The sequence below is a fragment of the Rhizobium sp. TRM96647 genome (assembly GCF_025780115.1).
In the GTDB taxonomy this organism is placed as follows: Bacteria; Pseudomonadota; Alphaproteobacteria; order Rhizobiales; family Rhizobiaceae; genus Mycoplana.
In genome coordinates, this window is the sequence record NZ_JAOXHF010000003.1 from 464,470 (window position 1) to 476,525 (window position 12,056).

Below are 12,056 nucleotides of genomic sequence, written 5' to 3' on the forward strand. Positions count from 1 at the left end.
AATCCTTGGACTGACTTTTCGGCTGACAAGGATGTCCGGCCGCTTGCCGCGGCCGGACACGACGGCGATGTTACTGGATGATGCCGAGCTTGCGGCAACCTTCGACATACTCGCCGGTGCAGATCTCCTCCGGCTTGTTGATGCCCTTGTCGAAGATCTCGGCCTTGATGTTCTCCGCCGTCACCACGGCCGGCACGAAGAGCTGCGAGGGCGTCTCGTAGAGCTTGTGGGTCGCTTCCGGCGTTTCGCCCTTCAGGAGCTTGACGGCGACGTTCGCCGCTGCCGCAGCCACGATTTCGGAGGGCTTCGAGATCGTGTTGTACTGGTCGCCCGAGATGATGAGCTGGAGGGCTGCGATCGTCGCGTCGTTGCCGGTGACCGGCGGCATTTCCTTCACGCCGGCAGCCTTCAGCGCCGCGATCGCGCCACCGCCCGTACCGTCGTTGGCAGCCACGATGCCCTTGATCTCGTCGTCGAAGCGGGTGATCTGGCCGGCGGCCCATTCCTGTGCCTTCGGCGGCGCCCAGTCCGGCGTGTCGAATTCGGCGAGCGTCTTGTAGGGCGAAGCGTCGAGCGCGGAATCGATGCCGTCGCGGATGAGGCCGGCGGCCGCATCGGTCGGCGAGCCGTTGATCTGCAGAACGCCGGCACCGTCGGGAACGCCCTTGGCCTTCAGGTGGTCGACCAGCGATTGCGCGATGGCCTGGCCGATGCCCTGGTTGTCGAAGGAGACGTAGTAGTCGGCCGGCTTGTCCGGGATCGGGCGGTCATAGGCGATGACCTTGACGTCCTGCGACTGGGCGATCTCGACGAGGGCAGCGGCGGCCGCGGAATCGACCGGGTCGAGCACGACGACCTTGGCGCCCTGCGCGATCACCGAGTTGAACTGCTGCTGCTGCAGCGCCACGTCGGCATTGGCGTTCTGGTAGATCACCGTGCAGCTTGGGCACAGCTTCTCCATCTCGGCCTTGAAGCCGGGATAGTCGTGCTGCTCGTATCGGGTCGAGGCCTGGTCGGGCATCAGGAAGGCGACGGTCGCGTTTTCCTGGGCATAGGCGGCGCTGCCAAGCGACAGGACGATGCCGGTCGATGCGAGCAGATGGGAAAGCGTCTTCATTGGGTTCCTCCACGGTTGATTTTCCGCTCGTCTTCGCTGGCGACCTCAAGCCTCCAGAGAGACAGTCCCGATGCCTCCCGCGTCCCGATCGGCGCGCAGGAACCCTTCGCCGCGGCTTGCGCCACGACGTCCGGCTCATCGGTGCCCTGTCTGACTCCTCCCTTGGGTCAGCCTTGCTATTCAAGCGACTTCATCGATTGAGCAGGCGTGCTCAATCGATGAAGCAAGAATTGTCACCAAACCACATTGGTGTCAAGGTGGCGTCGAAACGGAGATGAAATGTGACCCGGACGACGCAGACGAAAAGGACGACCATCTACGACCTGGCGGAGCTGGCGGGCACTTCTGCCAGCGCCGTCAGCGCCGTCCTGAACGGCAACTGGAAGAAGCGCCGCATCAGCGCAAGGCTCGCCGAAAAGATCACCAGGCTCGCCGAGGAACAGGGCTACGCGCTCAACATGCAGGCGAGCGTGCTGCGCCGGGACCGATCGAAGATCATCGGCATGATCGTTCCGAAGTACGACAACCGCTATTTCGGCTCGATCGTCGAACAGTTCGAGGCGCTCGCGCGCGAACGCGGCCTGTTTCCGATCATCACCTGCACGATGCGCGATCCGGCACTGGAACTGGACGCCGCGCGCGCGATGCTCTCCTATCAGGTCGACTGCCTGATCGCGACCGGGGCCACCGATCCGGATCGCGTCATGGAGCTCTGCGCCGCCGCCGGTGTCAGGACCGTCAATCTCGACCTGCCCGGCGCCCGGGCGCCCTCCGTCATCTCCGACAACCATGGCGGCGCGCTGGAACTGACGCGTCGCGTTCTCGCCAATTGCGAGAGGGAATACGGCGAGAAGACACCCCTGCTCTTCGTCGGCGGCCGCGGCACGGACCACAACACGCTGGAACGCGTGCGAGGGTTTCGCGACGCCCATGCCGAGGCCGGCGTGGCCGTCGACGAGACGCTGGTGCTCACCTGCGGCTACGCCCCGGAAAAGGCGGAAAGTGCCATGAAGCAACTGGCGGAGCGCACCGGAGACCTGCCGCGCGGCATGTTCGTCAACTCGACGATTTCGCTGGAAGGCGTGATGCGCTGGATCCGCCGTTCCGGCCACTATGCCGACCGTGTGCCCCAGCTCGGATGCTTCGACTGGGACCCCTTCGTCGCCATGCTCGGCGACCATATCGAGATGGTCCGCCAGGACGTACCCAGGATGCTGGAGGCCGTCTTCGCCATCATCGAATCCGGCGCAACCGGGCCAACAGTCGTCCAGATCCCGCCGATCGTGGAGAAGACCGGCTGAGCCTTGAGCCGGGTCCGACGCAGCCTGCGGCTCTATCCCGCACCGTTGATCGCCACATAGCGGCGGGCGCAGTAGAAGAGGGCGGCATCGCTGTCGGTGGCGCGGATGTCGATGACGCGGCCGAACAGGACGCGGTGTGTGCCCTCGTCGAAGGCATGGGACAGTTCGCATTCGAAGCTCACCAAAGCGTCTGCCAGCACCGGCGCGCCGGTCCTGCCGTCGAGCCAGCGTCCGGCGGAGAAGCGTTCCGCCATCGCGGTCTTGCCGCCGAACAGGTTGGAGAGCGCCTCATGTCCCGGCGCCAGCGTGTTGACGCAGAAGAAACGCGCATCTTCGAAGGCGGGAAAACAGGAGCTCTTCCGATTGATGCAGGCAAGCAGCGTCGGCGGCGTATCGCTGACGCTGCAGACGGCCGAGGCCGTAAACCCGAATGGGCCTTCCGCCGATCGTGTCGTCACGATGTTGACCGCCGCCCCGAGGCGCGACATGCCGTTGCGGAAATCCGCCGTTTCGATCGTGTCGAAGCTGTAGCTCATGATACCCACGTCTCCACCCCTTCAGCCGCGTTCCGGCCGCGCGAAGCCCATGCGGTCGCGCAACGTCGTTCCTTCATATTCCGTGCGGTAGAGCCCGCGCTCCTGCAGGATCGGCACGACCATGTCGACGAAATCGGTCAGCCCGTCCGGGAAATGCGAAGGCATGACGTTGAAGCCGTCGGCCGCCCCGGTGGTGAACCAGGTTTCCAGCGTGTCGGCGACGTAGTCCGGCGTACCGCACAGCACCCAGTGGCCGCGGGCGGCCGCCATCAGGTTGTAGACGTCGCGCAGGCGCATGTTGTCGCGCTTCGCCTTTTCCAGCATCACTCGGGCAAAGGCGTGGTAGCTGTCGGAGGGAACGAGGTCGGGTGGAATGGGGCCGTCGAGATCGTGGACGCTCATGTCGATACCGAAGCGGTCGGAGAGCAGCGACAGCGCATTGGTCTCGCTGACGAAGCCCTGCAACCGGGCCAACTTGTCGTGCGCCTCCCGCTCGGTGCGTCCGACGATCGGCATCACGCCGGGCAGGATGACCATTGAATCCTCTGATCGCCCGTAACCCGCCAGCCGGTCTTTGACCGAGCGGTAGAAGACGCGCGCGTCGTCGAGATCCTGCGTCACCGAGAAGACGACGTCGGCGGACTTGGCGGCTAGTTCCTGGCCGGGACCGGAGCCGCCGGCCTGCAGGATGACGGGTTGCCCCTGCGGCGAACGCCCGATGTTCAGCGGTCCCTTGACCTTGAAGTGTGTCCCCTCGTGATCGAGCGGGCGGACCCTGGCCGGATCGATGTAGAGGCCCGTCTCACGATCGGCGACGATCGCATCGTCCGCCCAGCAATCCCACAGCCCGCGCACGACGGTCAGGAATTCCTCGGCGATCTCGTATCGCTTCGAATGGTCGGGATGAAGGGTGCCAAAGTTGGCGGCGGCCGTCGGATTGGCAGTCGTCACCGCGTTCCACGCCGCGCGCCCGCCGCTCAGATGGTCGAGCGAAGCGAACAGGCGCGCGACCGTGAAGGGATCGCTATAGGTCGTCGAAACGGTGGCGCCGAGGCCGATGTACCTGGTTGCGCCCGCCACCGCCGAGAGCAGCGTCAGCGGCTCGAGGCGCGCGGTATAGGACGGGTGGGCGGCCGGATCGGTATGAAGATTGTCGCCCATGAAGATCAGGTCGAACAGGCCCCGCTCGGCCTCCATCGCGATCTTCTTGACCATCCCGATGTCCTGGAAGCTGTCCATCGCATCTGGCACCCGCCAGCCTGCGACGTGGCTGCCGGTGCCCAGCAGGAAGAGGCCGAGGTGAATCTTGCGTGTCATGCTTTTGTCTATCTCCAGAACACGTAGCGCCGCTCGATGAAGCTGATGGCGCCGAAGAAGGTGAGGCTGATGGCCGATGCGACGATGATCGCGGCCCAGACCTTCACGAAATCGATCTGCAGCACGGCCTGGTAGATGATCCAGCCGAGCCCGTCATAGGCGCCCAGCATCTCGGTTACGATGGCGACGATGACGCTGCGGACGGTGGAAACGCGCATGCCGGCGATGATCAGCGGCAGCGCGGTCGGCAGGCGCAGGCGCCAAAGCACCGCAAGCCGGCCGGCCCCGAAGGAGCGGATCAGGTCGACGGATTTGCGATCGACGCGGTCGAGCCCGGCAATCGTGCTGAGAAAGATCGTGAAGCTGACGGCGACCGCCACCATCACGATTTTCGAGGCCATGCCCATGCCGAACCACAGGAGCACCAGCGGCGAATAGGCGACGACCGGCACCGAGTTAATCGCGGTCGCCAGCGGCAGCACCACAGAGCGGGCAGCCGGGATCATGGTGACGAGCACGGCCGCGGCCATGCCGACCAGGCAGCCGATGACGTAGCCGGCAAAGGATTCCGCCGCCGTGTAGCGGGCGGCCTTGGCCAGGCTTGCGGCATCGTTCACCAGACCGCCCAGAATGCTGGTGACGGAAGGCAGCACGTAGGCCGGCAGGTTCAGTCCGCGCGCGGACAGTTCCCAGACTGCGGCAACCAGGAGAGCACCGGCAAGGCCGCGTCCGATCTGGCGCGCGCTGTCGGACTGCATGTAGGCATTCATTGCTCGCCTCCCCAGAATACGATCTTCCGCTCGGCAAGGGAGACGAGGGAGTAGAGACCCATGCCCAGACAGGCGGAAACGACGATGGTCGCCCAGATGCCGACGACGTTCTCGTTGTACATGGCCTGCAAGAGCAGCACGCCGAGACCCGTGGTATCACCGAACCACTCGCCGACGATCGCGCCGACGAGGGCAAGCGAGGAGGCGAGCTTCAGCGCCACGAAAAGCTGAGGCAACGCGGCTGGCAGGTAGAGCCGGCGCAGAATCTGGACGTCGCTTGCGCCGAAACTGCGCATCAGCTGTACCTGACGTGGATCGACCGAAGAGAAACCGAGCAGCGTGTTCACGGTGACCGGCAGGAAGCTGATGTAGAAGGAGATGACGGCCTTGGCGAACAGCGTGTTGCCGAACCAGAGGACGACGACGGCGCCGAAGGCGATCACCGGAATGGTCTGCGACACCACGAAGAGGGGAAAGAACAGCTCCCTCAACGCCACCCAGCGATGGAAGATCACCGCCATCAGCACGCCGAACAGGCTGCCGGCGACGAAGCCGAGTGCGGTTTCCAGGAAGGTGCGCCAAAGCCCGGCCAGGTAGGCGCCGGGCGTCGCCATGATGTTGGCGGCGATCGCGCTCGGCCGCGGCAGGTAGTAGGGGCGGATCTCGAGGGCCATGACGAGAACCTCGATCGCCAGGAGGCCCAGCGCCAGCCAGAGGATAGGTTTCACGGCCGCGTGGATCCTGCCCGTCGATGCGACGGGCAGGGTTGCGGCGGATGTGCTGACGCCGCTCACAGGCGCCTTTCCTCGGCCGGAATCGTGTCGATGAAGCTGGCGTTGAACGCGGCATCGAGATCGACAGGCTTGGAGATCACTCCATATTGGGCCAGCAGGTCGTTGGCGGAGCCGACAGCGGTCTTGTCGATGGTGAACAGGCCATCGGTCGAAGCCTTGCCCGCGGTCATCAGCGTCTTGACCTCGGTCAGCATGAACTCCTGCTGCGCGCGATCGAGCGTCGGCGAGATCTTCATGATGATGTCGATCGCTTCCTTCTCGTTGGCGAAGGCATCCTTCCAGCCCTTGACGCTGGCGCGCAGGAATTTCTCGATGAGTTCCGGCTTCTCGGCCGCAGTCTGCTCGGAGACGATCAGCGTGTCGCGCGGGAAGGAGACGCCACTGTCTTCCGGCACGAACAGATCCAGCTTGTCCTTGCCGACGCGCTGGTTGATCACGTAGAGCTCATTATAGCGGGTGGCGGTGACGACATCGACCTGGCGGTCGACAAAAGGCGTGACGGAGACCTGCTGCGGCTGGATATCAGCCTCCTTCGGATCGACGCCGACCTTGGACAGCATGGCCGACAGCACATGGTTGGCGCCGGTGAACCAGGTGGTGATCTTCTTGCCCTTGAAGTCGGCGACGGTCTGGACCGGACCATCCTTGTGGGAGACGAAGACGAACGGCGTGACCTGATGCGAAACGCCGATGCAGACGATCGGCATGCCCTTGTCGCGGGCTGCGAACACGCTGTCGGTGCCGCCCGAGAGACCGAAGGTATCGGCGCCAGTCGCCACGAGGTTTTCCGTCAGGAGGTTCGGTCCGCCCGGATTGATGGTGAGGTTGATGCCCTCATCCTTGTAGTAGCCCTTTTCGAGGGCGACGTAGAAGCCGGCGAACTGGGCCTGGGTCAGCCACTTGAGGCGCAGGCTGGCATCGACCATGTCCTGGGCCGCGGCGGGAGCGGCGCCCATACCGATACCCTGGAGACCGATGGCGGCGGCCGCGAATGCGGCGAGTACGTTACGTCTGTTAAGCATGGAACCTCTCTGTTGGTTTTATGTTTGTCGTTGACCTCCACCCAGCTTATTGCCGGTAGTCGGATCCCTCCCTGTCGAGCTGACGCAGGAAGGCCGGCCACTCCCGTTCGCCGGCAATGAGAATGTCGCCCTTGCTCTCCCAGAACTGGCGGGCTGCCTTCTCGCAAACCTCGTGCGGCGGCACGACCAGCTTCGCGCCGGACGCCGCGGCTGCCTGCAGGTCGAGCTGGATCCGGGCCGCACGTTCGAAATAGTAGAGCAGCATGAAGGCTTCGCCCGGCGTACGGCCCACCGTCAGGATGCCGTGATTGCGCATCAGCATCACCTTGTTGCCCCCGAGATGGCGGATCAGCCGCTCCTGCTCGTCGAGGTCGATCGCAACGCCCTCATAGCCATGGAAGGCCTGGCGCTGGTAGAAGCGCATGGCGAACTGGCTGAGCGGCAGCAGGCCCTGTTCCTGGCAGGACACGGCCACGCTGGCGTCCGAATGGGTATGCAGCACGCATGCCGCGTCGTGGCTCGACTTGTGGATCGCGCCATGGATGACGAAGGCGGCCTTGTTCACCGAGTAGGGCGTGTCGTCGAGCTTGTTGCCCTGCGTGTCGATCCGAACGAGGCTGGACGCGGTGATCTCCTCGAACAGGAAGCCGTAGGGGTTCAGCAGGAACTGGTCCTCATGCCCGGGCACGCGCATCGAGATGTGATTGTAGATCAGGTCGTCCATACCGAGCCGGGCCACCATCCGGTAGCAGGCGGCGAGATCGACGCGCGCCTTCCACTCGGCTTCGGGAATATGGGTGGGACGGCCGGAATAGTGGTCGCTCATCATTCGATCCTCGTCGTTCGTGTCAGTGTCCGGAAACCTGGAAGGATTTCATGCTTTCCTCCTCGATCGCCTCGAGCAGGGTCTTCTTGAGCGCGATGAATTCCGGAGAGGTCACGATGTCAGCCTTGCGCGGACGCGGCAGGTCGACGACCTGCTCGAGCTTTATGCGGCCGGGTCGGGCCGTCATCACCAGCACCCGGTCACCGAGAAAGATCGCCTCGTCGACGTCATGGGTGATGAAGAGCACCGTGCGCTTGTGTTTCTGCCAGACGTCCAGCAGCCAGCGCTGCATCATCGTGCGGGTCAGCGCATCGAGCGCGCCGAACGGCTCGTCGAGCAGCATCAGGTCCCGCTTGAACAGGAAGGTGCGCATCAGCGCCACGCGCTGCCGCATGCCGCCGGAAAGCTGGTTCGGATACTGCGCCTCGAAACCGGCAAGACCGAATTCGGGCAGCATTTCCATGGCCTGTCTGCGCGCCTCGGCGCGCGGCATGCCCTCGATCTCGAGCGCGAGAATGGCATTGTCGATGACATTGCGCCACGGCAGCAGCAGGTCGCGCTGCGGCATGAACGAGACCTTGCCGAGCAGATCGGAGGCGGTCGAACTCACGCCCTTCAGCCGCAGGACATTGCCGGGATCCGGCTCCTCCAGCCCGGCCAGTATATTGAAGAGGGTGCTCTTGCCACAGCCGGACGGCCCGACCACCGTCACCAGTTCCCCCGGACGGATGGAGACCTCGAGATCGCTGAGCGCCTTGACTGCGCCGAACGTCTTGGAGACGTTCCGCAGTTCGATCAGCGGCTTTTCGCCCTCCCCCGTCACGGCAGGCTCAACGGCCTCGAGCTTGACATTCGTCGACATGGTCACCTTTCCACTTGAAAACCCGAGACGATCGATCAATCCCGTCGCATCGGCGGCGGCTCCGCGGGAACCTTCGTCTGACAGTGCCATCGTTCCTTGGGTCATTCTCTTCTCCTGCGCGTATGCAGTTCCGCATTGAAAGAATACAAGCAAGCCTCATGCCAGACCGTAACCGAAACAGACTTCCATGCAAGTGCCGGATATTCTGTCCGTGTGACGAATTCTATGGTCGAAAATCCCCGTTGTGAGCATGCCACCTCATAAAATTATACGTACACTCGATAATTGCATGCAGTTACATAATTGATGCACGCAAAATATCCCATTTATTGTGCAGGCGATGATCGAAATAGAGGCACGTCAATTCGGCACCGCTGCGACGCGATGCTCACGACAGGGCCTGCTTCATCATGCGAAAGAAGCCATCATTCGAAGCCTGCTCGACCACACGGGCATTGACCTTGTATTCCGGCCAGCGACTGCCGAGCACCGCCGGATGCACCGCCGAAAAGCCGCGGGTGATTTCACCTGCGGTTTCGATCCGCACCACCGCGTCCCGGGCGGCCTCGATCAGCCCCGGATTGAGCGCCATGGCGCAGGTCAGCGAATCCGGATGCGTGCTCATCGGCCGGCCGTAACGCACCTCGGCCGTCTGCCGCGGCACGGCTGAAACCTTGCGGTAGAACTCCGAAAGCGGCGTGTTCATCGCGAAGATCTCGTTCAACTGCTCCGCCTCGAACAGGCTGGAGCGCATGGTCAGCGTCCAGGTCGACAGCGTGATCCTGAAGCCGGCTTCGAACACGATCTTCGCGGCCTCCGGATCGATGAAGAAATTGTATTCGGCACAAGGGGTGATGTTGCCGACGGAGTTGTCGGTGCCGCCCATGATCCAGAGGTGACGCACCGCCTTGGCGATCCGTGGCTCCTTCATCACCGCCAGCGCGATGTTGGTCAGCGGCGCCTGGGCGAGGATGTCGATCTCGCCCGGCTCGGCCATCACCTTCTCGATGATGGCGTCGACGGCATGCATCGTTTCCGGCCGCTGGCGGGCGATCGGCAGGTTGGCGCCGCTCATTCCGTCGTCGCCATGCATGGTCGAGGCCTCCCACGGCTTCACCATCGGGCGGCGCGCGCCGCAATAGACCGGCACCTTGCCGGAAAAGCCCGCCGCCTCGATGGTCGCAAGTGCGTTTTCGACCTGCTGGTCGAAGGGGACGTTGCCGACGCAGACGGTGACCGCCTCCAGCGTCGAGCCGGGCGTCCGCATTGCCAGGAGCAGCGAATAGGTGTCGTCGCCCGCCGTATCGGTGTCGATGATCAGCCGCATCAGTAGAACTCGAAGCCCATGGTGCGGGCGTGATAGTAGAAGCCGCCGTCCTGGACGATCAGGAACTCGGCCCGCGTTCTGCCGTCGTTGTGATGGCTGTGCTTGGCGGCCGCCGGCGTGACGAGCGTGGCCCAGGGCGACCAGTCGCACTGCTGGTCCGCCACCATCGAATATGCCGGATCGCCGGAAACGACGAGCGTGATGGCAGCCGAATTGTGCTTGTGCGGCGGCTGGAAGCTCTTCGGCTTCAGCGTGTTGAGCGAAAGCGTCATCGTCGGCGTGATATTGCGGGCGGCCTCGGTCTTTGCGGCCGAGAAGATCAGCGCGTGGCCGGAAGTGCTGGCATTGGCGTTGGCGCTGTAGACCACGTCCAGTTGATGGGCGATCTCGCCCGCGGGATAGTGCACGAATGCGACGGCGGCTTCGGCACCGGTCACCGGCACGGAGGTATCGAACTTCAGTTGCGGGTCGTTGCCGACGGCCCAGAACACGCAGTCCACCTCGGCGGTGATCGCCGATGCGACGCCGCCGGGCAGAAGGAACACATCACCCTTGCCGAGCAACGCCTTTTCGTCACCGACCACGAGCCCGGCCTTGCCGGCGATCACATACCAGATCGAAGCCGTGTTGGTGAGGGTGGCGTCGAGCGTCTCGCTGGCCTTCACCACCGCGTAGCGCGCCAGCATCAGCGGCGTCGTCGCCGGGAAGCCGCATTGCATCTGGTCGGACTGGTCACAATCAATGAAGCCGGTCTTCTCCATCGCCATCGCCTTCGCCGGTTCGTCTACGAAGATATGGCCCGGCACCGGAGGAAGCTTGATGTTGAAGGCATTGCCGGAATTGAAATAGCGGCTGCGCGCCTCGGCTTCGTTAGCCGGATTGCGCGGCAGTTGGACCGGCATTTCAGCCATGTCGTCGGCAGTGCTCATCATGCATCTCCTTGATTGTACGGAACGCCCGCTTCCTGGAGGAGCAGGTCGAGAAGAACGGCGGCGCCGGCGGCGACATGGGCGGGCTCCGCCCATTCGTCGGGATGGTGGCTGATGCCGCCCCGGCACGGGATGAAGATCATGGCGCTGCGGGTCAGCGGCGCCATCTGGCGGGCATCGTGACCGGCCGCTGAAAGCACGTCGAGCGAGCGCAAACCGTGGCGATCGGCCGAAGCCCGGATCGCCGCCCTGAGCCCTTCGTCGAAACCGTTCGACGGCGCATCGACGAGCCGGCGGATGTCGACTTCGCAAGCGCCGGCCTCGGCCAGCGCGATCGCTTCCAATTGCGCGCCGAAAGCACCAAGCGCGGCATTGTCGGGATGCCGCAAATCGATGCGGAAGGTAACCCTTGCGGGCACGACCGATGGCGCGTTGGGCTCGACCACGACGCGGCCGATCGTGAATTTGACGCGGTCGTCACCGGCCATCGCATCATGCATGCGCGTCGCCATCCGGGCGAAGGCCTGTACGGCATCCTGCCGCCGCTCCATCGGCTCGGTGCCCGCATGCGCCTCGCGGCCGGTCACCGTCACCTCGAAGGTCTTCTTGCCCTGGATCCCGGAAACGACGCCGATCACGGCGCCTGCGGTCCCTAGAAAGTCTGCCTGCTCGATATGCGGCTCGATATAGGAATGGATCGGAAAGCCGAGCGGCCGGCGCCCGATGTCCGGAAAGCAGTCGTGAACGCGCTTTAGCGCCTCGCCGACGCCGATGCCGTCCGCATCGCGAACCGCCATCACATCCTCGAGCGTACGCAGGCCGGCAAAGAGCTCCGACCCCATCATGCCGGGCGCGAAACGGCTGCCTTCCTCGTTCATCCAGCCGACAACGACGATCGATCGCTCCGGCACGAGCCCGGCCTCCGCGATGGCCGTCGCCGCTTCGAGTGCGGCCAGCGTTCCGAACGCCCCGTCAAAAAGACCGCCCGTCGGCTGGCTGTCGATGTGAGAGCCGGCGACGACGGGCGCCAGGTGGGGAACGGAACCTTCAAGTGTCAGGAACAGATTACCGGCTGCATCCGTGGAGGGCACGAGACCGGCCTCGCTTGCCCAGCCGATGATGCGCCGCCACGCCAGGATTTCCTCCTCCGACAGCGCCTGGCGGTTGACGCCGCCCCCCGGCAACGCGCCGTCTTCGCCGAGCGCCATCAGGCGCGCCCAGAGCCGGTCGGCGGAAATCCCGGGCCTTGCCATCG

The 12,056-nt window shown here is 64.3% G+C and carries 12 protein-coding genes; 1 reads left to right on the forward strand and 11 read right to left on the reverse strand.

Annotated features, from left to right (window positions below):
• Positions 1 to 70: 70 nt before the first annotated feature.
• Complete coding sequence (locus OCK02_RS07985) at positions 71 to 1,117, reverse strand: sugar ABC transporter substrate-binding protein (protein WP_263812564.1); 1,047 nt, start codon at positions 1,115 to 1,117, stop codon at positions 71 to 73.
• Positions 1,118 to 1,398: 281 nt separating this feature from the next.
• On the opposite strand from OCK02_RS07985, the gene OCK02_RS07990 reads away from it, so the two are divergent.
• Positions 1,399 to 2,418: a LacI family DNA-binding transcriptional regulator gene (locus OCK02_RS07990; protein ID WP_263812565.1), complete on the forward strand. Its 1,020-nt coding sequence runs from the start codon at positions 1,399 to 1,401 to the stop codon at positions 2,416 to 2,418.
• 32 nt (positions 2,419 to 2,450) lie between these two features.
• Here the strand turns inward: OCK02_RS07990 and OCK02_RS07995 are convergent, their stop codons facing one another.
• The 10 genes from OCK02_RS07995 to OCK02_RS08040 form a co-directional block, all read right to left on the reverse strand.
• Positions 2,451 to 2,954, reverse strand: a complete 504-nt coding sequence (locus OCK02_RS07995; RefSeq protein ID WP_263812566.1) for a flavin reductase — start codon at positions 2,952 to 2,954, stop codon at positions 2,451 to 2,453.
• A gap of 21 nt (positions 2,955 to 2,975) precedes the next feature.
• Entirely contained in the window at positions 2,976 to 4,271 is a 1,296-nt protein-coding gene (locus tag OCK02_RS08000) for an LLM class flavin-dependent oxidoreductase (protein ID WP_263812567.1), read from the reverse strand.
• Positions 4,272 to 4,279: 8 nt separating this feature from the next.
• Positions 4,280 to 5,041, reverse strand: coding sequence for an ABC transporter permease (locus OCK02_RS08005; RefSeq protein ID WP_263812568.1), 762 nt, complete (start codon positions 5,039 to 5,041; stop codon positions 4,280 to 4,282).
• Positions 5,038 to 5,769 (reverse strand): ABC transporter permease, encoded by a 732-nt coding sequence (locus tag OCK02_RS08010; protein ID WP_263812569.1) that lies wholly within the window; start codon positions 5,767 to 5,769, stop codon positions 5,038 to 5,040. Before OCK02_RS08010 ends, OCK02_RS08005 begins: the two co-directional genes overlap by 4 nt.
• Before the next feature lie 62 nt (positions 5,770 to 5,831).
• On the reverse strand, positions 5,832 to 6,857 hold the full coding sequence (locus tag OCK02_RS08015; RefSeq protein WP_263812570.1) for an ABC transporter substrate-binding protein: 1,026 nt from the start codon (positions 6,855 to 6,857) through the stop codon (positions 5,832 to 5,834).
• A 46-nt stretch (positions 6,858 to 6,903) separates the two neighbouring features.
• Positions 6,904 to 7,683 carry a class II aldolase/adducin family protein gene (locus tag OCK02_RS08020; protein WP_263812571.1) on the reverse strand — a complete coding sequence of 260 codons (780 nt, stop codon included), beginning with the start codon at positions 7,681 to 7,683 and terminating at the stop codon, positions 6,904 to 6,906.
• Between the two features lie 22 nt (positions 7,684 to 7,705).
• Positions 7,706 to 8,545 carry an ABC transporter ATP-binding protein gene (locus OCK02_RS08025; RefSeq protein WP_263812572.1) on the reverse strand — a complete coding sequence of 280 codons (840 nt, stop codon included), beginning with the start codon at positions 8,543 to 8,545 and terminating at the stop codon, positions 7,706 to 7,708.
• 388 nt (positions 8,546 to 8,933) lie between these two features.
• Positions 8,934 to 9,872, reverse strand: a complete 939-nt coding sequence (locus OCK02_RS08030) for a nucleoside hydrolase (protein WP_263812573.1) — start codon at positions 9,870 to 9,872, stop codon at positions 8,934 to 8,936.
• Positions 9,872 to 10,801, reverse strand: a complete 930-nt coding sequence (locus tag OCK02_RS08035; RefSeq protein ID WP_263812574.1) for a cupin domain-containing protein — start codon at positions 10,799 to 10,801, stop codon at positions 9,872 to 9,874. Before OCK02_RS08035 ends, OCK02_RS08030 begins: the two co-directional genes overlap by 1 nt.
• Entirely contained in the window at positions 10,801 to 12,054 is a 1,254-nt protein-coding gene (locus tag OCK02_RS08040) for a hydantoinase/carbamoylase family amidase (RefSeq protein WP_263812575.1), read from the reverse strand. The genes OCK02_RS08035 and OCK02_RS08040 overlap by 1 nt, the downstream gene beginning before the upstream one ends.
• Positions 12,055 to 12,056: the final 2 nt, after the last annotated feature.

Coding starts and splice junctions, on each gene's coding strand:
- OCK02_RS07985 (WP_263812564.1), bottom strand. CDS start 1,117: ATGAAGACGCTTTCCCATCTGCTCGCATCGACCGGCATCGTCCTGTCG.
- OCK02_RS07995 (WP_263812566.1), bottom strand. CDS start 2,954: ATGAGCTACAGCTTCGACACGATCGAAACGGCGGATTTCCGCAACGGC.
- OCK02_RS08000 (WP_263812567.1), bottom strand. CDS start 4,271: ATGACACGCAAGATTCACCTCGGCCTCTTCCTGCTGGGCACCGGCAGC.
- OCK02_RS08005 (WP_263812568.1), bottom strand. CDS start 5,041: ATGAATGCCTACATGCAGTCCGACAGCGCGCGCCAGATCGGACGCGGC.
- OCK02_RS08015 (WP_263812570.1), bottom strand. CDS start 6,857: ATGCTTAACAGACGTAACGTACTCGCCGCATTCGCGGCCGCCGCCATC.
- OCK02_RS08020 (WP_263812571.1), bottom strand. CDS start 7,683: ATGAGCGACCACTATTCCGGCCGTCCCACCCATATTCCCGAAGCCGAG.
- OCK02_RS08025 (WP_263812572.1), bottom strand. CDS start 8,545: ATGTCGACGAATGTCAAGCTCGAGGCCGTTGAGCCTGCCGTGACGGGG.
- OCK02_RS08030 (WP_263812573.1), bottom strand. CDS start 9,872: ATGCGGCTGATCATCGACACCGATACGGCGGGCGACGACACCTATTCG.
- OCK02_RS08035 (WP_263812574.1), bottom strand. CDS start 10,801: ATGAGCACTGCCGACGACATGGCTGAAATGCCGGTCCAACTGCCGCGC.
- OCK02_RS08040 (WP_263812575.1), bottom strand. CDS start 12,054: ATGGCAAGGCCCGGGATTTCCGCCGACCGGCTCTGGGCGCGCCTGATG.